Origin of the sequence: Serratia sp. HRI (assembly GCF_010119335.3) — a bacterium.
GTDB classification, from domain to species: Bacteria; Pseudomonadota; Gammaproteobacteria; order Enterobacterales; family Enterobacteriaceae; genus Serratia; species Serratia nevei.
This window is the reverse complement of record NZ_CP083690.1, coordinates 1,738,038-1,757,863: the sequence shown is the minus strand read 5'-3', so window position 1 is coordinate 1,757,863 and position 19,826 is coordinate 1,738,038. Positions and strand designations below refer to the sequence as shown.

At 60.5% G+C, this 19,826-nt stretch carries 16 protein-coding genes and 2 pseudogenes; 11 read left to right on the top strand and 7 right to left on the bottom strand.

The genetic code is table 11. The annotated features are described in order from the left end of the window. The first annotated feature begins 222 nt into the window (after nt 1-222). From GF111_RS08610 to hpxK, 4 genes are all read left to right on the top strand, one after another. On the top strand, nt 223-1,101 hold the full coding sequence (locus GF111_RS08610; RefSeq protein WP_047728863.1) for a siderophore-interacting protein: 879 nt from the start codon (nt 223-225) through the stop codon (nt 1,099-1,101). 136 nt (nt 1,102-1,237) lie between these two features. After that, nucleotides 1,238-2,077, top strand: coding sequence for a MurR/RpiR family transcriptional regulator (locus tag GF111_RS08605; protein WP_055312038.1), 840 nt, complete (start codon nt 1,238-1,240; stop codon nt 2,075-2,077). 208 nt (nt 2,078-2,285) lie between these two features. Next, complete coding sequence (locus GF111_RS08600) at nt 2,286-3,530, top strand: alanine--glyoxylate aminotransferase family protein (protein WP_048233764.1); 1,245 nt, start codon at nt 2,286-2,288, stop codon at nt 3,528-3,530. Beyond that, nucleotides 3,527-4,780: an allantoate amidohydrolase gene (hpxK, locus tag GF111_RS08595; RefSeq protein WP_110612423.1), complete on the top strand. Its 1,254-nt coding sequence runs from the start codon at nt 3,527-3,529 to the stop codon at nt 4,778-4,780. The genes GF111_RS08600 and hpxK overlap by 4 nt, the downstream gene beginning before the upstream one ends. Here hpxK and GF111_RS08590 read toward each other — a convergent pair. Further along, nucleotides 4,772-5,545 carry an amidohydrolase gene (locus GF111_RS08590; RefSeq protein WP_055312040.1) on the bottom strand — a complete coding sequence of 258 codons (774 nt, stop codon included), beginning with the start codon at nt 5,543-5,545 and terminating at the stop codon, nt 4,772-4,774. The genes hpxK and GF111_RS08590 overlap by 9 nt on opposite strands. After that, nucleotides 5,533-6,693, bottom strand: a complete 1,161-nt coding sequence (locus GF111_RS08585; protein WP_055312041.1) for a pyridoxal phosphate-dependent aminotransferase — start codon at nt 6,691-6,693, stop codon at nt 5,533-5,535. The genes GF111_RS08590 and GF111_RS08585 overlap by 13 nt, the downstream gene beginning before the upstream one ends. Before the next feature lie 162 nt (nt 6,694-6,855). On the opposite strand from GF111_RS08585, the gene GF111_RS08580 reads away from it, so the two are divergent. From GF111_RS08580 to GF111_RS08570, 3 genes are read left to right on the top strand one after another with little or no spacing between them, the layout of a single operon-like run. Continuing rightward, on the top strand, nt 6,856-7,470 hold the full coding sequence (locus GF111_RS08580) for a methylthioribulose 1-phosphate dehydratase (protein WP_047728854.1): 615 nt from the start codon (nt 6,856-6,858) through the stop codon (nt 7,468-7,470). Beyond that, a complete protein-coding gene (gene mtnC, locus GF111_RS08575; RefSeq protein ID WP_147190390.1) occupies nt 7,467-8,156 on the top strand; it encodes an acireductone synthase in 690 nt (229 codons plus the stop codon). Before GF111_RS08580 ends, mtnC begins: the two co-directional genes overlap by 4 nt. Continuing rightward, nucleotides 8,153-8,695, top strand: coding sequence for an acireductone dioxygenase (locus GF111_RS08570; protein WP_047728850.1), 543 nt, complete (start codon nt 8,153-8,155; stop codon nt 8,693-8,695). Before mtnC ends, GF111_RS08570 begins: the two co-directional genes overlap by 4 nt. A 17-nt stretch (nt 8,696-8,712) precedes the next feature. Here the strand turns inward: GF111_RS08570 and mtnA are convergent, their stop codons facing one another. Continuing rightward, on the bottom strand, nt 8,713-9,741 hold the full coding sequence (gene mtnA, locus GF111_RS08565; protein WP_047728848.1) for an S-methyl-5-thioribose-1-phosphate isomerase: 1,029 nt from the start codon (nt 9,739-9,741) through the stop codon (nt 8,713-8,715). A 146-nt stretch (nt 9,742-9,887) separates the two neighbouring features. Between mtnA and mtnK the strand changes: the two genes are divergently transcribed. Then, nucleotides 9,888-11,087, top strand: coding sequence for an S-methyl-5-thioribose kinase (gene mtnK / locus GF111_RS08560; protein WP_038871343.1), 1,200 nt, complete (start codon nt 9,888-9,890; stop codon nt 11,085-11,087). Nucleotides 11,088-11,160: 73 nt separating this feature from the next. Here the strand turns inward: mtnK and GF111_RS08555 are convergent, their stop codons facing one another. The 3 genes and pseudogenes from GF111_RS08555 to fadE form a co-directional block, all read right to left on the bottom strand. Then, nucleotides 11,161-11,295: a Hok/Gef family protein gene (locus GF111_RS08555; RefSeq protein ID WP_255606672.1), complete on the bottom strand. Its 135-nt coding sequence runs from the start codon at nt 11,293-11,295 to the stop codon at nt 11,161-11,163. A 107-nt stretch (nt 11,296-11,402) separates the two neighbouring features. After that, a pseudogene (locus GF111_RS08550) lies at nt 11,403-12,771 on the bottom strand (IS3-like element ISKpn8 family transposase). A gap of 262 nt (nt 12,772-13,033) precedes the next feature. Beyond that, a pseudogene (gene fadE, locus GF111_RS08545) lies at nt 13,034-15,489 on the bottom strand (acyl-CoA dehydrogenase FadE). Nucleotides 15,490-15,735: 246 nt separating this feature from the next. Between fadE and lpcA the strand changes: the two are divergent. Together lpcA and GF111_RS08535 are read left to right on the top strand one after the other, a co-directional pair. Then, nucleotides 15,736-16,317: a D-sedoheptulose 7-phosphate isomerase gene (gene lpcA, locus GF111_RS08540; protein WP_004930220.1), complete on the top strand. Its 582-nt coding sequence runs from the start codon at nt 15,736-15,738 to the stop codon at nt 16,315-16,317. Nucleotides 16,318-16,414: 97 nt separating this feature from the next. Next, complete coding sequence (locus GF111_RS08535) at nt 16,415-17,218, top strand: class II glutamine amidotransferase (RefSeq protein WP_004930222.1); 804 nt, start codon at nt 16,415-16,417, stop codon at nt 17,216-17,218. Here GF111_RS08535 and dpaA read toward each other — a convergent pair. After that, nucleotides 17,153-17,920 (bottom strand): peptidoglycan meso-diaminopimelic acid protein amidase, encoded by a 768-nt coding sequence (gene dpaA / locus GF111_RS08530; RefSeq protein WP_038871336.1) that lies wholly within the window; start codon nt 17,918-17,920, stop codon nt 17,153-17,155. The genes GF111_RS08535 and dpaA overlap by 66 nt on opposite strands. Nucleotides 17,921-18,473: 553 nt before the next feature. On the opposite strand from dpaA, the gene GF111_RS08525 reads away from it, so the two are divergent. After that, nucleotides 18,474-19,823, top strand: a complete 1,350-nt coding sequence (locus tag GF111_RS08525; RefSeq protein ID WP_055316689.1) for a Na(+)-translocating NADH-quinone reductase subunit A — start codon at nt 18,474-18,476, stop codon at nt 19,821-19,823. Nucleotides 19,824-19,826 lie beyond the last annotated feature (3 nt).

Below are 19,826 nucleotides of genomic sequence, written 5' to 3'. Positions count from 1 at the left end.
TCCCAGGTGATATTGTTATTACGTTATTTTTGAGAATGATTCTTTTATCAATAACGTTTCTTGTTATCAATAAAATCATGATATGATTTTTTGCGATACATTAACGTAATTAATTAGTTTTATTAACATTTTACCCCCTGCACGATCGCGCACTCCACGCCGTCAAACGGTAGCCGATCGGCCATACGTATAAGCGACAGCCGTTGCCGGAGAATCGAGAACATGTCCGCCAGCTACAGAATTTTTGATATCACCTTGAAAAGCAAAACGCTGATTTCACCTTCGCTGGTGCGCTGCGTGTTTGAAGGTGCGGATATTCATCGGATGAAGCTGGAAGCGCCGGATCAGCGCATCAAACTGTTGTTCCCGGCGGCGGACGGCAAGATCCCGCAGTTGGTCAACGGCCCGGACTGGTACGGCGATTACACGGCGATCCCCAAAGAACAGCGTCCGGTGATGCGCACCTATACGCTGCGTGCGCTGCGCCGTGAGCAGAATCAGATGGACGTCGAATTCGTGCTGCATGGCGTGAACGGCCCGGCTTCCGCCTGGGCGACCCACGCCGAGCCGGGTGACGCCCTTCAGACGGTCGCCCCCAACGCTGACTTCGACGGCGACAGCGGCGGCTACGAATGGGTACCGCCGGCGCAGTTGCAGCAGGCGCTGTTGATCGCCGATGAGACGGCGGTGCCGGCGGCGATGGGGATTCTGGAGCAGCTGGCGCTGCAGGCCAATCCGCCGCGAGTGCAGGCATTTTTTGAGGTGCCGGTGGCGGGGGATTGCCTGGATTTGGCCCGTTTCCCGTTCGCCGAGGTTTACTGGCTGCCGCGTGACGTGGGCCACCAACTGGCGCATGGTACGCTGCTGGTGGAGGCGGTGCGCCAGCGGGTCGATATCCCCGCGTCGGCGTGTGCGCAGGCGCAGTCCCTGGCGGAAAGCAGTCTGAGCGATGAGGTGTTGTGGGAGCGTGCGGCCGGCGGTAACGCTTTTTATGCCTGGGTGGCGGCCGAGTCTTCCACGGTGAAAACGCTGCGGCGTTATCTGATCGGCGAACGCGATCTGGATCGCGCTACCGTCAACTTCATGGCCTATTGGTGCTGAACGCGCGGCCCTTTTCCGGCATTGACGCGGGAGAAGGGCATGCCGCTGCCATTCCCAACCAGCGAATAATCGCTTGCCAGCGGGTAGTTCGACCGTGTTATGTTCCGCTGAAACGAAGGTTACAGCGAGAACGATAATGCAACGGTTCGACGAACGCCTGCGCCGCGACTACCCACAGCTGACGCCGCAGGAGCAGCGGGTGGCTGACTTCATCTTCGATCACTATGACGATTTGATCGGTTACAACAGCGCCGAGCTGGCGCGCCTGAGCGGCGTTTCCAAAGCCACGGTCAGCCGCTTGTTCAAACGGCTGGGCTACCCCAACTACCGCGCCATGCGCGATGAGCTGCGTACCCTGCGCCAGAGCGGCATGCCGCTGACCGACAGCCGTGATGCGGTGCAGGGCGATACGCTGTTGGCACGGCACTGTCAGCAGGAAATGGCTAATCTCACCCGCTGGGTAAAGCAGATCGATGCGGTGCAGTTCAGCGCGGCGATCGCCGCATTGGCGCAGGCGCGAGGCGTACTGCTGCTGGGGCTGCGCAACAGCTATCCGGTGGCGATGCACCTGCGCCAGCAGCTGATGCAGGTGCGTGAACAGGTGCTGTTGGCGCCGCAGCCGGGGCAGACGCTGGCGGAAGATCTGGCGGGGCTGACGCCGCAGGACGTGGCGGTGGTGGTGGCGTTCCGTCGCCGGCCGCGCCAGATAAAGGCAGTGCTGGCGCTGTTGCAAAGCCGCGGGGTGCCGACGCTGTTGATCTGTGAACCGCAGGCGCAGGCGTTGTTCCCATTGGCCAACTGGCACTTGACCGTGCCGCTCGACAGCGTGTCGGCCTTTGACAGCTATGCTGCCGCCATGAGCCTGGCCAGCCTGCTCAGCAATGCGTTGCTGCATGAGCGGCTGGCGCAGGGGCGGCAGCGCATTCATCACGTCGCCGAACTGTTCCAGGCGCTGGACGAACTGGAGCTGCGTTAAGCGCGGCAGGTCATTTCCCTTCCTGCACCTTCCGCCGTTTAAGGCGGATCGGTCACCTCATTGTGTTACTTTGGTTTCATTAATTGATCATAAGAATCTTTTGTTTCAACTGAATCCCTATCGGGAGTAGGCTGTTGGGCAGCAAACAAACGTCATGTCGACGCTGACGGCATAACTCAATAACTTACTAAGCTGACAGGGAATGAACATGTTGGATATCTCGCAATTCGATCAGATTAACCCGCCGGCGCGCCTGCTGATGGGGCCGGGGCCAATTAACGCCGATCCGCGCGTGCTGCGTGCCATGTCGAGTCAGCTGATCGGCCAGTACGATCCGGCGATGACCGGTTACATGAATCAGGTCATGGCGCTGTACCGCGCGCTGTTCCGCACCGAAAACCGCTGGACGATGCTGGTGGACGGCACCTCACGCGCCGGCATCGAAGCGCTGCTGGTTTCCGCCATTCGGCCGGGCGATAAGGTGCTGGTGCCGGTATTCGGCCGTTTCGGGCATCTGCTGTGCGAGATTGCCCGCCGCTGCCGTGCCGAGGTACACACGATCGAGGTACCGTGGGGCGAGGTGTTCAGCGCCGATCGCATCGAAGACGCGATTAAGCGAGTGCGTCCGCGCCTGCTGCTGACGGTGCAGGGCGACACTTCCACCACCATGCTGCAGCCGCTGCATGAGCTGGGCGATATCTGTCGTCGCCACGGCGTGCTGTTCTATACCGATGCGACGGCTTCCTTCGGCGGTAACCCGCTGGAGACCGATGCCTGGGGGCTGGATGCGGTCTCCGCCGGGCTGCAGAAGTGCCTGGGCGGCCCCTCCGGCAGCTCGCCGGTCACTCTCAGCCCGCAGTTTGAAGAGATTGTGCGCCGCCGTAAATGCGTGGAGGAGGGGATCCGCACCGCCGAGCACGCCGACGGCGACGACGAGATGATCTACTCCAACTATTTCGACATCGGCATGATCATGGATTATTGGGGGCCGGAGCGCCTCAATCACCATACCGAAGCCACCAGCATGCTGTTCGCGGCGCGAGAATGCGCGCGGGTGATCCTCGAAGAAGGGCTGGATCATGCCATCGCCCGCCACCGGCTGCACGGCGCGGCGATGCTGGCGGGCATCCGGGGCATGGGGCTGGCGGTGTTCGGCGATGTCGAGCACCGCATGAACAACGTACTTGGCGTGATGATCCCGCCGCAGGTACAGGGTGAACAGGTACGGCAGATGATGCTGAACGACTTTGGCATCGAAATCGGCACCTCGTTCGGCCCGCTGCAGGGCAAGATCTGGCGCATCGGCACCATGGGCTACAACGCGCGCAAAGATTGCGTGCTGCAAACCCTGGCGGCGCTGGAGGCGGTGCTGAACCGCCTCGGTTTCGCCAGCAAGCAGGGCGAGGCGTTGCAGGCTGCCTGGAACGTTTATGACGCAGGCAAGCGTGGATGACGCCGCTGGAGGCACAGCAGGCCGCCGCACGGGTGATGGCGCGCTGTGACGAACTGGCGGCGATCAGCACAGAGCCCGATCGGCTGACGCGTCTTTATCTCTCTGCCGAACATCGGCGCGCCAATCACCGGGTCGGGGAGTGGATGCGTGAGAGCGGCATGCAGGTTTGGCAGGACAGCGTCGGCAATATCTGCGGCCGTTATGAGGGGCACACGCCCGGTGCCCCCGCGCTGCTGCTCGGTTCGCATTTGGACACGGTGCGTAACGCCGGGCGCTATGACGGCATGCTCGGCGTGCTCACGGCGCTGGAAACGGTGGCGCACTATCACCGTCAGGGGCATCGATTACCGCTGGCGCTGGAGGTGATCGGCTTTGCCGACGAGGAGGGCGCGCGCTTTGGCGTCACGCTGCTCGGCAGCCGCGGCCTGACCGGCCAGTGGCCCGCAGAGTGGCTGGCGCGCACTGATGCCGACGGCGTGAGCATCGCGCAGGCGATGCGCGACTTTGGGCTGGATCCGGCGGCGATCGCGCAGGCGCGTCGCGCACCAAACGAAATTCGCGCCTATCTCGAATTACATATCGAACAGGGCCCATGTCTGGAGGCGGCCGATTTGGCGCTGGGCGTGGTGACGGCGATCAATGGCGCGCGCCGGCTTAACTGCACTTTCAGCGGCGAGGCGGGCCACGCCGGCACGGTGCCGATGGGGCAGCGCAAAGATGCGCTGGTGGCCGCGGCAGAATGGATCACGGCGGTAGAAACGCTGACCTGCGCCGCTGATTCGCCACTGGTGGCCACCGTCGGCTGCATCGAGAGTCTGCCGGGCGCGGTCAATGTGATCTCCGGCGAGGTGAAATTGACGCTCGATGTGCGCGGCCCGCAGGATGCGCCGCTGGCGGCGCTATTGACGGCGTTGCTGGCGCAGGCGCAGGCGATCTGCGCGCGGCGCGGTGTGCGCTTCGCCAGCGAGGCGTTTTATCACATCGATGCCACCGCCTGCGACGCGGGCCTGCAGCGCCGCTGGCAGGCGGCTGTCGCACAAGTGCAGGGCCGTAGCTTGGCGTTGCCGAGCGGCGCCGGGCACGACGCCATCGCCGTGGCGGCGCAATGGCCGGTCGGCATGCTGTTCGTGCGTTGCGCCGGCGGCGTCAGCCATCATCCGGACGAAGCGGTGCGGCAGGCGGACGTGGCGCTGGCGATCCAGGCCTATTGCCTGATGATCGCCGGCTGGGAGAAGGGGGAATCAGTCTAAACGCAGAAAGCTGTCGGCATCGCGCCAGGCCGGGAAGGCGCTGCGGTAACTCTGCAGGGTTTCCAGCGACAGCTCGGCGTCCAGCCGCGTGGCCGCGCCGGGCTCCGCATTCGCCAGGATCTCGCCCTGAGGGCTGATGATTAAGCTGTCTCCGCTGTAGCTCAGGCCGTTGGGATCTTCGCCCACCCGGTTGCAGCCCGCCACGTACACCTGGTTTTCAATCGCCCGCGCCGCCAGCAGCGTTTGCCAATGGCTGCTGCGAGGTGCCGGCCAGTTGGCGACGTACAGCGCCAGATCGTAATCCTGCTGATAGCGCGCCCAGACCGGGAAACGCAGGTCGTAGCAGATCTGGGGCAGGATGCGCCAGCCGCGCCATTCGAAAATTTCACGCCGGTTGCCGGCTTGGTAGTGCAGATGTTCGCCGGCCATGCGGAACAGGTGGCGTTTGTCATAGGCATGCACCTGGCCGCCCGGCTCGACCAGCAGGAAGCGGTTGACCGCACCCTCGTCAGTTTTCAGCGCCACGCTGCCGCCGATTAACGCGTGGCTTTTCACCGCCCAAGCGTGCAGCCAGTCGATCACCTGCTGTTCGGGCAGGGCGCTCTCGCCGGCATCCATGGCGAAACCGGTGGTGAACATCTCCGGCAAGACGATGAGATCTCGGCCGACGATCGGCGCCAGCAACGCATCGAAAGCCGCCAGGTTGGCGGGGCCGTCGCGCCAGACCAGCGGTTGCTGCAACAGGGTAATTTTTAAAGTCGACATAACCGCTCCGCAGCTGCATCCAGCGTGGCGTCTTGTTTAGCGAAGCACAGCCGGATCAATTTATGGGGGAAAGGATCGGCACAGAAGACCGACAGCGGAATGGCCGCCACGCCCACGTGCTCGGTTAACCAATGGCAGAATGCCACATCGTCCAGATCGGAGATGGCGCTGTAGTCCGCCAGCAAGAAGTATGTACCCGCGCAGGGTAAAATTTCCAGTCGGCTGCTCGCCAGCGCCTGCACAAAGCGGTCGCGTTTGGCGCGATAGAACGCCGGCAGCTGTCGCCAGTGCTCCGGCTCGGCGCGCAGGCTATCCGCCAGCGCCAGCTGGGCCGGGGTATTGACCGAAAAGGTCAGGTATTGATGCACTTTGCGCACCTCGGCGCTCAGCGCGGCGGGCGCCACGCAATAGCCCACTTTCCAGCCGGTCATGTGGAAGGTTTTGCCGAAAGAGGACACCGCGATCGCGCGTTGGCGCAGCTGCGGGTGGGCCAGCACGCTGGCGTGCCCGCCTTTGGCGAAGCAGATGTGTTCGTAAACCTCGTCGCTGAGCACGTAGATTTCGCGTTCGGCGATAGCGTGCCACAACTGCTGCATGTCTTCCGCCTGCCAGGCGGTGGCGGACGGGTTGTGCGGCGTGTTGACGATCACCAGGCGGGTGCGCGGCGACAGCGCGGCGGCGAACCCTGGCCAATCCACGGCAAACGCGGGCGGCTGCAGGGCGATGCGTTTGAGTATGCCGCCGGCCAACGTGACCGCCGGCGCATAGCTGTCGTAGCTGGGATCGAAGCAGACCACTTCGTCGCCGGGGCGCACCAGCGCGCTGATGGCGGCGAACAGCGCTTCGGTGGCGCCGGCGGTGACGGTCACTTCGGCGGTGGCGTCCGGTTGCCAGCCATACAGCTCGGCGGTTTTGTCGGCGATGGCTTCGCGCAGCGGCGTCACGCCGGTCATCGGCGCATATTGGTTGGCGCCCTGGGCGACGTGCCAGGCCAGACGTTCTTTCAGGTAGTCCGGGCCGTCGAAATCGGGGAAGCCCTGTGACAGGTTGATCGCCTGGTGCTGCTGCGCCAGCGCGCTCATCTGGGTAAAGATGGTAGTGCCCAGTGAGGGCAGTTTACTTTCGGGAACCAATGCGGAAGTGCTCATAGCAGGTGAATACTCCAGGCGCTTATATTGCCGTCAATATAACACGATGCTAGTATTTGGCAATCAAGACGCTTAGATGGCTAAATGCAAAGGTGCTTAGCCCGCCACGCGGCACGCCAAGCCTCATCTGCCGGCCGCCTTACCGAACGGGAAACGATAATAATGACGGAGAATCCGCAACTTACTGCATTGCTGGCGGCCTGCCACTGGATTGGCGACAAAGGCTGGTGCCCGGCGACCGGCGGCAACATGTCGCTGCGCCTGGACGAACGTCAGTGCCTGGTCACCGAGTCCGGCAAAGACAAGGGTAGCCTGAGCGCCACCGATTTTCTGCGGGTGGATATCGCCGACAATCATGTGCCGAGCGGCCGCACGCCATCGGCGGAGACTGGGCTGCATACGCTGCTCTACCGCCTGTCTGCGCACATCGGCGCGGTGCTGCATACCCATTCCGTCAACGCTACCGTCCTGTCGCGGGTGGAGCGCGGCGATGCGCTGGTGCTGCAGGGGTACGAAATGCAGAAGTCGCTGGCCGGCCAGCGCAGCCACCTGGACAGCGTAGCGATCCCCATTTTCGATAACGATCAGGATATCCCTCGGCTGGCGGCGCGCGTGGCGGCCTATGCCGAGGGCACGCCGCTGCAATACGGCTTTCTGGTACGCGGCCACGGCCTGTATTGCTGGGGGAGCCAGGTGGCGGAAGCCCGCCGCCATCTCGAAGGGCTGGAATTCCTGTTCCAGTGTGAACTGCAACGCCGCTTACTGGAGGCGAAATGATCCGCGCTATCGTGACCGATATTGAAGGCACCACCACCGATATTCGCTTTGTGCATCAGGTACTGTTTCCTTACGCCCGCGAACGGCTGGCGGATTTTGTGCGCCGCCATGCCGCTGAGAGCGAAGTCGCCGCGCCGCTGGCGGCGCTGCGCGCTGAAATTGACCAACCACAGGCAGATCTTGATGCGCTGATCGCCGCGCTGTACCGCTTTATGGATGAAGACCGTAAATCTACCGCGCTCAAGGCGTTGCAGGGCATCATCTGGCGCAGCGGTTACCGCGAAGGCGACTTCCGCGGGCATCTGTATCCGGAAGTCGCGGGGCAGTTGGCCGCCTGGCAGCGGCAGGGGGTGAAGCTATACGTTTATTCCTCCGGTTCGGTGGAGGCGCAGAAGCTGCTGTTCGGCCACAGCGACGCGGGCGATCTGCAGCCGCTGTTCAGCGGCTATTTCGATACGCACGTCGGCGCCAAGCGTGAAACCGCGTCGTACCGCAACATCGCGCAGGCTATCGGCATCGCGCCCGACGAGCTGCTGTTTTTGTCCGACATCCGCCAGGAGCTGGATGCGGCGCAGGCCGCCGGCTGGCATACCTGCCAGCTGATCCGCGATGACGCGGACGACCATAGCCGGCATCCGCAGGTTAACCGTTTTGATCGTATCGATTTAGGGGAGTTCGTCTCATGAGTGGATTGACCATTTTCAGCGATACAGCGCCGCAGCAACCGCTGTGGCAGAGCCGCGATGCGCAGGAGATCCAGCGGCAGTTGGCGCAGATCGGCGTACGCTTTGAGCGCTGGCAAGCGGATCGCGAGCTGGGCGACAACCCGCAGCCGGAGGTGGTGATCGCCGCCTACCAGCATGAGATAGACCGGCTGGTGGCGGAAAAGGGCTACCAGAGCTGGGACGTGATCAGCATGCGGCCGGACCATGAGCAGCGCCAGACGCTGCGTGAAAAATTCCTGTCCGAACATACGCACGGCGAAGATGAAGTGCGCTTTTTCGTCGAAGGCGCAGGGCTGTTTTGCCTGCATCTGGACGGCAAGATCTTCCAGATCCTGTGCGAAAAGAACGATCTGATCTCGGTGCCGGCCAACACCCGGCACTGGTTCGATATGGGATCGGCCCCGCATTTCACCGCGATCCGGGTGTTCGACAACCCGGAAGGCTGGGTGGCGCATTTCACCGGCGACAAGATCGCCGATGACTATCCGCGTCTGGACTGAGTGCCTATGGGCGGGTGTTAACCCAACGCCCGTCGGAAGATCCCCGCTTCAACCTGCTGCGGCGTAATCACGCCGCTGTCGAATACCCATCCGCTGATGAGCTTGGCCGGCGTAACGTCGAACGCCGGATTGTAGACCGGTGCCTCGTTCGGCGCCCACTGGCAGGCGCCGAAGCTGCCTGAAACGCCGGTGACTTCGGCCGCCGCGCGCTGCTCGATCGGAATGGCGGCGCCGTCCGGGCAGTGCGGATCGTGGGTGGTATGCGGGGCGGCCACGTAGAACGGGATGCCGTGGTAGTGCGCCAGCACCGCCAGGCTGTAGGTGCCGATTTTGTTGGCGACGTCACCGTTGGCGGCGATGCGATCCGCGCCGACCCACACCGCATCGACCTGGCCCTGTGCCATCAGGCTGGCGGCCATCGCATCGCAGATCAGGCGATAGGGAATGCCCAGCTCGCCCAGTTCCCAGGCGGTCAGGCGGCCGCCCTGCAGCAGCGGCCGGGTTTCATCGACCCACACCTGCTGCACCTTGCCCTGCCGGTGGGCGCGCAGCAGCACGCCGATGGCGGTGCCGACGCCGGCGGTGGCCAACCCGCCGGTATTGCAGTGGGTCAGCAGGCGGCTGCCGGGCTTGACCAGCCCAGCGCCGTGATCGGCAATGCGATCGCACAATCGGCGATCTTCTTCCACCAACCGCAGCGCTTCGTTCACCATCGCCGGCACCCAATCAGGCTCCGCTAGCGCCAGCTTCATGCGATCCAGATTATTCATCAGGTTGACCGCCGTCGGGCGCGCAGCGCGCAGCGTGTGCAGCGCCTGCTCCAGCCCGGCGCGCGGCAGACCGCGTTCCGCGAGCAGCGCCAACAGCAGGCTGGCAGACAGCCCGATCAGCGGCGCGCCGCGCACCCGCAGGCTGTGAATGTGCCCGACCAACTCTTCCACGCTGTCACAGGCGCGCCACCGCTTTTCCTGCGGCAGGGCTTGCTGATCGAGGATCCAAAGGCGGTTGTCCTGCAGGGTCAAACTGGTGGTGTTAAGCGCTTGCATCGGCGGTTAATTCCTTGTTGCGTGGTTATTGCATCTGAAACGCTATTCTGCCAACATGACTTCCAGATGTATAGACGTCCAAATGCTTTTACGTCTAAATAAACAGAATCGCTGGGATCGGTGAGAGAGAACAGAGGGGTTGGGGAATGTCGCTTTATCGTACGTTTACGGCTGCCGACGCCGTTGAATACGCCCGCCAATACGGTCGGGTGTCTGAACCGCAGGCACTGGTCAGCGCCGACGAGATCGGTGACGGCAACCTGAACCTGGTGTTCAAGATCCGCGATCGCGAAGGGGTGAGCCGGGTGATCGTCAAACAGGCGCTGCCCTACGTGCGTTGCGTGGGCGAATCCTGGCCGTTGACGCTGGATCGGGCGCGCATCGAAGCGGAAACGCTGCTGGTCCACGGCGGCTTCTGCCCGCGGCATACGGTAAAAGTCTTGCATCACGATCCCGAATTGGCGGTGATGGTGCAGGAAGACCTTTCCGACCATCGCATCTGGCGCAGCGAGCTGGTGCAGGGCAACTATCACCCTCTGGCGGCCGGGCAACTGGCGGAATACCTGGCGCAGACGCTGTTCCACACCTCCGATTTTTATCAGTCGGCGCAGCAGAAGAAAGCGGAAGTCAGCCGTTTCACCAATCCCGAGTTGTGCCAGATCACCGAAGATCTGTTCTTTACCGATCCTTATATCGATCATGAGCGCAATCGCTTCGAGGCGGCGCTGTTGCCGCAGGTGCAGGCGCTGCGTGAGGATACGCCGCTGAAGCTGGCCGTCGCCGGCCTGAAACATCGCTTTCTCAGCAAGGCGGAGGCGCTGCTGCACGGCGATATTCACAGCGGTTCGATCTTCGTGGCGGAAGGGCGGTTGAAAGCGATCGACGCCGAATTCGGTTTCTACGGCCCGATCGGTTTCGATATCGGCACCGCATTGGGCAATCTGCTGCTCAACTATTGTGGGCTGCCGGGGCTGTTCGGGCCGCGCGACGCCGCCGCCGGGCGCGAGCAGCGCTTGCAGGATGTGCGCGAGCTGTGGCTGATCTTTGCCGATCGCTTCCTGGCGCTGTGCCATCAGCAAAGCCGGGATGCGGCGCTGGCAACGCCGGGTTACGCCGAGCAGTTCTTGCAACAGGTCTGGGCCGATGCGGTCGGGTACTGCGGTACCGAACTGATTCGGCGCACCATCGGCCTGGCGCACGTCGCCGATCTGGACAGCATCGCCGACGCCGATATGCGCCTCGACTGCCAGCGTCATGCGCTGGGACTGGGGCGCACGCTGATCGTCAATGCGCCGCAGATCGCGCATATCGACGCGCTGTTGGCGCGTATTCGCCAGCAAGGTTGAAAAGACGGGTGCTCGTGGATCCTGCCTGACACCATCGGCCAACGGGCGGGGCGAACCCCGCCGTTGGGTTGCCTTACCGTTCGGATTCGTAAGCCAAAGTGGCCGCAACCTCCGAGTCTCCCAGCCTGATGCGCAGTTCGCACAGCGAACCGCGGGTTAGCCAGATGAACGCGATCAGCGTCATACAGAGGATCACCAGCTTAAGCACGACCCGTTATTGCTGCATTTTTGACCTCCCTATCCTTGCCTTGCTAACCTGATGTTGCTAGGCATCAGAGTGGCCTCGGGTTGTACTGACCCCAAAAAGTTGGACAGTTAAACACGAGGCACATAGGTCTGGGTTCGATATTCAATTGGACTCAGACCTTTTAATTTCAGGCTAATTCTTCTGCTGTTGTAGTAGTCAATATATTCCGTAACAGCATCCTTCAGTTCGCTTATATTACTGAACTCGTCAAGATAAAAACACTCCGACTTTAAGGTTCCAAAGAAACATTCCACGACTGCATTATCCAGACAATTGCCTTTTCTGGACATGCTCTGTGTAATGCCTTGTTCTTTAAGGATGTTTTGATACCTTCTCATACGATACTGCCATCCCTGGTCAGAGTGCAGAATAGGATGCTCGTGAGGCTTAAGCTTTTTGAATGCCTGATCGAGCATATTCTCGACCATGTTCATCACAGGTCTTTCCGACAGGCTGTAAGAAATAACTTCGTTGTTGAAGAGATCTATTACTGGAGACAAATACAGCTTTCGCCCATTGACTGCAAATTCAGTAACGTCGGTAACCCACTTCTCGTTTGGCCGTGTAGCCTTGAAATCCCTTTGGAGAACATTGGGGGCGGTTGCCCTACCTCTCCTCTGTAGGAGCTGTATCGCTTGACCTTAATCGCTGCCTTAAGCGAGAGGGTTCCCATCAGGCGCTGAACGGCTTTATGGTTAATCCGTTCCCCGTCTCGATGGAGAGACAACGTTACCCTACGGTATCCGTAACGACCTTTATTCTCGTGATAAATCTCACCAATACGCTTTTTAACATCCGCATACTTATCAGGCTTGCTGAGAGCCTTTAGATGGTAATAAAACGTACTGCGCGGTATCTCCGCTGCCTTGAGAAGCTCATCAAGAGGGTAAAACTGCCTTAGCTCGTTGAGTACTTTCACTTTTTCGCGGGATGAGCTAAGGCTTTCAGCTTTTTTAGATACGTAAGCCGCATTTCAAGGAATCGAACTTGTCTTTCAAGATCCTCAATACGTCGGTCTTTCGACAGCTCCAATGCTAACGCCGCTTTTTCTGGATCAACTGACATTGTAATGTTTCTTTTGGTGCCGATCTTGAGTGCGCGTAAACCAGCTTCTCCGTGCTCCTCATAGACTTTCAGCCACTTGGCTACAGAACCACTACCAGCAAGCATAAAGTGAGCAGCAGCCTGATTGAGGGACATCTGCTGCTCGGTCACGGCTTTCACGACCTTAATGCGCAACTCTGGATCAGCACTAACGCCTTTAGGTTTGGGAATTAAACCTTTTTCTCCATGTTTTTCATAGAGGGCAACCCACGTCCTGACCTGTGTTCGAGGCACACCAAAACGTGCAGAGATGATCCTGTAACCATCATCAGTTGTGAAGTAGTGATTCACGACTTCAAGGCGCTTTTCGAAGGGGTATTTTGGCTTTGACATATCAGGGACTATTCCATTTCATCGTCCAACAAAATGGGTGCAGTACAGGTTGATAATATCGACTCGGGGCCTTTCTCTTTCTCTCCTTTGCCAAGGCTCCGGACAGAAAGATCCAGAGCACCCGCCGCGCAGTCTACTCGAACTTCCTTCCCGTGAAATCCGCCGTTGCGCCAACCTGCGGCGCGGTGCGCAGTTTGTGATGGAATAAAAGAAAAAGGGGCGATGATGATCGCCCCTTGGATGCGTGGAGTGGGAATTAGCGTTAAGCCGCTTCGGTCTGCTGTTGGCGCTTAGACTGCGCCGCCGGCTTTTCCGGTTTGGCGGCCGCCAGCGCATCCGGCGCAAAGTCGTCCACGTGATGGAACGCAGACGGCTCTCTTCGGCTTTCACCAGAATTTTCGCTTCGTCGGCGCTGATCTTGCCTTCTTCCAGCGCGCGTTCCGCCAAACGATCCAGACGGGTGAACGGCAGGTTTTTGCCGACCGCCTTGCACAGACGTTCGTGAATCGGCTCGGCGGCCATCACGTCGGCCAGCGCCGCTTCCAGCAGGCCGATTGGGTTATGTTCGCTCGGCGTCAGGTACTGGCCGCGCCCCAGACGGCTGCGGGTGGCGGAAGGCACCTGCAGGATCTTGGCCAACTGGTGATCCAGACGATCGGACGGTGCGGTATGCACACGGCCGAGCGGGAAGACCACGAAGCGCATCGCGCCGGCGATAAAGCGGTTCGGGAAGTTGCGCAGCAGGTCATCCAGCGCCTGTTCGGCTTTATGCAGGCTGTCTTGCACGCCCCAATGCACCAGCGGCAGATCTTCTTTCTGACGGCCTTCGTCGTCAAAGCGTTTCAGCACGGCGGAAGCCAAATACATCTGGCTGAGGATGTCCCCCAGGCGAGCGGAGATGCGCTCGCGGCGCTTCAGGCTACCGCCCAGCACGCCCATGGAAACGTCCGACAGCAACGCCAGGTTGGCGCTCAGGCGGTTCAATTGCTGATAGTAACGACGGGTCGCGTCCTTGGTCGGCGTGGCGCTGGTGCGGCCGTTGGTCAGGCCCAGCCAGAAGCTGCGTACCTTGTTGCTGCCGACGTGGCCCAGATGGCCGAACAGCGATTTATCGAAGGCGTTCAGATCGTTGCTCTGCGCCGCCGCCATTTCATCCAGCACATAAGGATGGCAGCGGATCGCGCCTTGACCGAAGATCATCATGGTGCGGGTCAGGATGTTCGCGCCTTCCACCGTGATGGCGATCGGTGCGCCCTGATAGGCGCGAGCCAGGAAGTTGGATTCGCCGAGCATGATGCCTTTACCGCCGGCGATGTCCATGGCGTCAACGATCGACTGCTGGCCGCGGTGCGTACAGTGGTATTTGACGATGGCCGACAGCACGGCCGGCTTCTCGCCCTGCACCAGCGCATAGGTGATCAGCGAAGCGGCGGCGTCCATCACATAGGTGTTGCCGGCGATGCGCGCCAACGGCTCTTCGATCCCTTCCATCTTGCCGATGGAGATCTTGAATTGACGGCGAATGTGCGCGTAGGCACCGGTCGCCAGGGCGATGGATTTCAGGCTGCCGGTAGAGTTGGACGGCAGGGTGATGCCGCGACCGACCGACAGACACTCAACCAGCATGCGCCAGCCCTGGCCGGCCATTTTCGGGCCGCCGATGATGTAATCGATCGGGACGAATACGTCGGTGCCGCGGGTCGGGCCGTTTTGGAACGGCACGTTCAGCGGGAAGTGGCGGTTGCCGATTTCCACGCCCGGCGTGCTGGTCGGGATCAGCGCACAGGTGATGCCCGGGGATTCGTTGTCGCTCAGCAGGCGGTTCGGGTCATGCAGTTTGAACGCCAGGCCCAGTACGGTGGCGACCGGCGCCAGCGTGATGTAGCGCTTGTTCCAGGTCAGGCGCATGCCCAGCACCTGCTTGCCCTGCCAGTCGCCCATGCACACGGTGCCGACGTCCGGAATGGCACCGGCATCGGAGCCCGCTTCCGGGCTGGTCAGCGCGAAGCAAGGGATCTCGTCGCCGCGCGCCAGGCCCGGCAGGTAGTGGTTTTTCTGTTCTTCGGTGCCGTAGTGCTGCAGCAGTTCGCCCGGGCCGAGGGAGTTCGGCACGCCGACGGTGATCGCCAGGATGCCGGAAACGCCGGCCAGTTTTTGCAGCACCATCGCCTGAGCATAAGGAGAGAATTCCAGACCGCCGTACTCTTTCTTGATGATCATCGCGAAGAAACGGTGTTCTTTCAGGTATGCCCAGAGTTCAGGCGGCAGATCGGCCAGTTCGTGGGTGATCTGGAAGTCGTTGGCCATGCGGCAGGCTTCTTCCACCGGGCCGTCGATAAACGCCTGCTCTTCTTCCGTCAGGCGCGGTTTCGGGTAGCTGTGCAGCTTGTTCCAGTCCGGCGCGCCGCGGAACAGATCGCCTTCCCACCAGGTGGTGCCGGCGTCGATCGCCTCCTTCTCGGTGGTGGACATCGGCGGCATCACCTTGCGGAAGGCGCGCAACGCCGGTGCGGAGAGCAGGGAACGGCGCAGGGAGGAAAGGTTCAGCGGCAGCAGCACGATCGCCAGCGGCAGCAACAGCCAGAAGCTCCACAGGCCAATCGCGCCCATGGCGGCGGTGTACGCCACCAGGATCAGGCTGCTGAGGGTAAGGTTCACTCGGTGGTAGAACACCACGCCGAGGAGAGCCAGTAAAACGACAATACTAAGAACCATCATAAGAAGCTCCGAAGTAGTAAGAGGTCTGACCTGTTGTGTGTATGTAATAGGTTTTAGTACAAGGCAGAATTTTTATCAATGCGTTTACAGTTTAATTACAACTCAGGTCACAAACTGACAGCACCAATCATCAAAAACCTCTCCGCTTCCTTAACCGGCGCGCTGTTTGGCTGAGAATGCTTCTCGCTGTTTCCGCGATCCGGTACACTGCGGAGCGGAAGATTTGACGATAACAAGAGGTTCCTCATGTACCACGACCTTATTCGCAGTGAACTGAACGAAGCGGCTGATACCCTGGCGAAATTTATCAATGACGACGCCAACATCGACGCCATCCAACGTGCGGCGGTGCTGCTGGCGGATTCCTTCAAAGCCGGCGGTAAAGTGATTTCCTGCGGCAACGGCGGTTCCCATTGCGACGCGATGCACTTCGCCGAAGAGCTGACCGGCCGCTACCGTGAAAACCGCCCGGGCTACCCGGCGATTGCCATCTCGGACGTGAGCCACCTGTCCTGCGTCAGCAACGACTTCGGCTATGAGTACGTCTTCTCTCGCTATGTGGAAGCGGTAGGCCGCGAAGGCGATGTGCTGCTGGGCATTTCCACCTCCGGCAACTCCGGCAACATCATCAAGGCCATCGACGCGGCGCGCGCCAAGGGGATGAAAGTGATCACCCTGACCGGCAAGGACGGCGGCAAGATGGCGGGTTCCGCCGATGTGGAAATTCGCGTGCCGCACTTCGGCTACGCCGACCGCATTCAGGAAATCCACATCAAAGCGATTCACATCTTGATTCAGCTGATCGAAAAAGAGATGGTTAAGGCTTGATAGCCTGCGGGGAGCTGTGGCTCCCCATGAATAAGACTGCGGGCGCCGCATGGCGCGCCCGCACAGCCTGTGTCAGTGTGGTTAAGGAGTGCTGGCGATGTGTGAACTGCTCGGGATGAGCGCAAACGTACCGACCGATATCTGCTTCAGCTTTACCGGCCTGGTACAGCGCGGCGGCCGCACCGGGCCGCATAAGGATGGCTGGGGCATTACCTTCTATGAAGGGAACGGCTGCCGCACATTCAAGGATCCGCAGCCGAGCTTCAACTCGCCGATCGCCCGCCTGGTGCAGGACTACCCGATCAAGTCCTGTGCGGTGGTGTCCCATATTCGCCAGGCCAACCGCGGCGAAGTGGCGCTGGAAAACACCCACCCGTTCACCCGCGAACTGTGGGGCCGCAACTGGACCTACGCGCACAACGGCCAATTGAAAGGCTACCGTCAGCTGGATACCGGCACGTTTCGCCCGGTCGGCCAGACCGACAGCGAATACGCGTTCTGCTGGCTGCTGCATCAGCTGGCGCTGAAATACCCGCGTACCCCGAGCCAGTGGCCGGCGGTTTTCCGCTACATCGGCCTGTTGGCGAGCCAGCTGCGCAAGAAAGGGGTATTCAACATGCTGTTGTCGGACGGGCGCTTCGTGATGGCCTATTGCTCCACCAACCTGTATTGGATCACGCGCCGTGCGCCGTTCGGCAAGGCGACGCTGCTCGATCAGGATGTGGAAATCGATTTTCAGCAGCAGACCACACCGAACGATGTGGTCACGGTGATCGCCACCCAACCGCTGACCGCTAACGAAACCTGGCACAAGATTGAGCCAGGCGAGTTCGCGTTATTTCACTTCGGTGAGCGGCTTGTTCTGAGCGAAGGGGTTGGTGTTGGGCGTCGGGCTGGCTGACGCGTACTGTGTCATCTGGCCGCTGCTCATCAACGGTTGACCCAGCACATACTGGCCGTTGTCCACGGTCATCATCGGCGGCTGGTGGTTCTTCGCGAAGTAATCGTAGCCCGGCTTCAGCTGGCGCCAGAAGGCGATATAGCTGGATGACGCATGGCGCTTGAGGTTTTGCTCGGTCATGCGGAACGGGTAGATGCTGATGTCGACGCGGCTTTGGCCATAGGCGAAGGCGGCTTCGACATAGCGATAGATCTCATCCATATAGGTGTTGGTCATCGCGTAACAGCCGATCGATTTACATTCGCCGTGGATCATCAGATAAGCGCCGGAATAGCCCTGCGATTTATCGTAATCATTAGGGAAACCGATATTGATCGCCCGATAATACTTGCTGTCGGGTTTCAGATGGTGCGCGTCAACGCTATAAAAGCCTTCCGGACTTTTAAAATCGCCTTCACGACGTTTAGGACCCAGCCCGCCGGAGAAATTACAGATCGGGAACGTGTTGACCAGGCGGAATTCATTGCCCATTTTGGCATACAATTCCAGCTTGCGTTCCTCTTTGAAGATCTGAATATAGACCGGCGAACCCAATAATTGCTGTTTAACTACCGGTGCTTCGGGTACCTGCTCGCTGGCGCTGCAGGCCGTGATCATCGGCATAGAAACAAGCATCGCAAACAACAGCGCGATTTTGCTCATTATTATTCCTGCTTATATTTATCTGCCGGCGCAATGACCTTGGTCGGCATGCCACTGATTATTGTTTTTACTGCCGCAAAACACCGCCAGATTACCAGCGCGTTTATTTTTAGCAATACGTGATATGTATAAAAAAACGACAAAGCTCGATAAAAGTGAAATGACCGGCAGATTTTAACGATAAGTAGTGAAAAACAGGCGAAATTTAATTGCGTTTGCTTGACCCAAGTCACGACGGAACGCAGAACAATGTTGCGAACAATGTTAATATTCCCTCTTCAATTTAACGCGCTGTGGCGATTGAAGCGGCAGGGGGTATGGCATATAACCCGGCCGTTTTGATGGTTATTTGGCTACAGGCCGTTAACACATCGACTGTCGAGCAAACAACGGAAAGGGGGAATCAAGGGAATGCGCGTTACCCCGATTTTTCACTGCGAGAAAGTTCATGTTGGGCGTGACGCCATGCGCACTGCCCGGCAATCCTGGCATCGTCAGCACCCGCCTCTGGGGCCGGGCAGACGTGTAAACCAAACTACATCGTATAAATCCTATGATTAAGATCAGAAAAGGGTTAGATCTGCCGATAGCCGGGGCTCCGGTTCAGGCGATCCAAGACGGCCCGAACATTCAGCATGTCGCCCTGCTTGGGGAAGAGTATGTCGGAATGCGTCCCTCCATGCTGGTGCAGGAAGGCGATACCGTTAAGAAAGGCCAGGCGTTGTTCGAAGATAAGAAAAACCCCGGGGTTTTCTTCACGGCTCCCGCCAGCGGCCGCATCGCCGCGATTAACCGCGGCGAACGGCGCGTATTGCAATCGGTGGTGATTGCGCTGGAAAACGGCGGTGACGATCAGCTCGAGTTTGCGCATTACCCGCTGGGGGAGTTGGCCCAGCTGCCGCGCGAACAGGTCGAGAGTGAACTGATCGCCAGCGGCCTGTGGACCGCGCTGCGCACCCGTCCGTTCAGCAAAACGCCGAGCCCCGGCAGCGAAGCGCGCGCCATTTTCGTCACCGCGATGGATACCCAGCCGTTGGCCGCCGATCCGCAGGTGATCATCGCCGAACAGCAGGCGGCGTTCAACGCCGGGCTGCTGGTGTTGGCGCGCCTGACGACGGGCAAGGTACACGTATGCCACGCCGCCGGTGCCTCCGTTGGCCAGCAGAGCAGCCCGCAGATCGCCTACAGCGAATTTGCCGGCCCGCACCCCGCCGGGCTGGTGGGCACTCACATTCACTTCCTGGAACCGGTCAGCCTGAAGAAAACCGTTTGGCACATCGGCTACCAGGACGTCATCGCCATCGGCACGCTGTTCACCACCGGTAAGCTCGATACCCGTCGGGTCGTGGCGCTGGCCGGGCCGCAGGTGGCGCAGCCGGCGCTGCTGCGCACTCGCCTGGGGGCCAGCCTCGAGGAGCTGACCGCCGGCCGCCTGAAAGACGGCGAGAACCGGGTGATCTCCGGTTCGGTGCTGAACGGCATGCACGCCGCCGGCCCGAATGCCTGGCTCGGCCGTTTCCACTCGCAGGTGTCGGTGCTGGAAGAAGGGCGCGACAAAGAGCTGTTCGGTTGGATCGTGCCTTCGCCGAACAAGTTCTCCATTACCCGCACCACGCTGGGGCACTTCCTGAAGAACAAACTGTTCGCCTTCTCGACCAGCACCCACGGCGGCGAGCGCGCCATGGTGCCGATCGGCAACTACGAGCGGGTGATGCCGCTGGACATTTTGCCGACGCTGCTGCTGCGCGATCTGCTGGCGGGCGACAGCGACAGCGCGCAGGCGCTGGGCTGTCTGGAGCTGGACGAGGAAGATCTGGCGCTGTGCACCTTCGTTTGCCCCGGCAAGTATGAGTACGCGCCGGTGCTGCGCGAGGTGCTGACCAAGATTGAGCAGGAAGGATAACCG

Bases quoted from the DNA above. Each gene is read 5' to 3' on its own strand.
- GF111_RS08605 (WP_055312038.1), top strand. From the start codon at position 1,238: ATGCAACGGTTCGACGAACGCCTGCGCCGCGACTACCCACAGCTGACG.
- GF111_RS08580 (WP_047728854.1), top strand. From the start codon at position 6,856: ATGACGGAGAATCCGCAACTTACTGCATTGCTGGCGGCCTGCCACTGG.
- GF111_RS08570 (WP_047728850.1), top strand. From the start codon at position 8,153: ATGAGTGGATTGACCATTTTCAGCGATACAGCGCCGCAGCAACCGCTG.
- hpxK (WP_110612423.1), top strand. From the start codon at position 3,527: ATGACGCCGCTGGAGGCACAGCAGGCCGCCGCACGGGTGATGGCGCGC.
- GF111_RS08590 (WP_055312040.1), bottom strand. From the start codon at position 5,545: ATGTCGACTTTAAAAATTACCCTGTTGCAGCAACCGCTGGTCTGGCGC.
- GF111_RS08600 (WP_048233764.1), top strand. From the start codon at position 2,286: ATGTTGGATATCTCGCAATTCGATCAGATTAACCCGCCGGCGCGCCTG.
- GF111_RS08525 (WP_055316689.1), top strand. From the start codon at position 18,474: ATGATTAAGATCAGAAAAGGGTTAGATCTGCCGATAGCCGGGGCTCCG.
- lpcA (WP_004930220.1), top strand. From the start codon at position 15,736: ATGTACCACGACCTTATTCGCAGTGAACTGAACGAAGCGGCTGATACC.
- mtnC (WP_147190390.1), top strand. From the start codon at position 7,467: ATGATCCGCGCTATCGTGACCGATATTGAAGGCACCACCACCGATATT.
- dpaA (WP_038871336.1), bottom strand. From the start codon at position 17,920: ATGAGCAAAATCGCGCTGTTGTTTGCGATGCTTGTTTCTATGCCGATG.
- GF111_RS08610 (WP_047728863.1), top strand. From the start codon at position 223: ATGTCCGCCAGCTACAGAATTTTTGATATCACCTTGAAAAGCAAAACG.
- mtnK (WP_038871343.1), top strand. From the start codon at position 9,888: ATGTCGCTTTATCGTACGTTTACGGCTGCCGACGCCGTTGAATACGCC.
- mtnA (WP_047728848.1), bottom strand. From the start codon at position 9,741: ATGCAAGCGCTTAACACCACCAGTTTGACCCTGCAGGACAACCGCCTT.
- GF111_RS08585 (WP_055312041.1), bottom strand. From the start codon at position 6,693: ATGAGCACTTCCGCATTGGTTCCCGAAAGTAAACTGCCCTCACTGGGC.
- GF111_RS08535 (WP_004930222.1), top strand. From the start codon at position 16,415: ATGTGTGAACTGCTCGGGATGAGCGCAAACGTACCGACCGATATCTGC.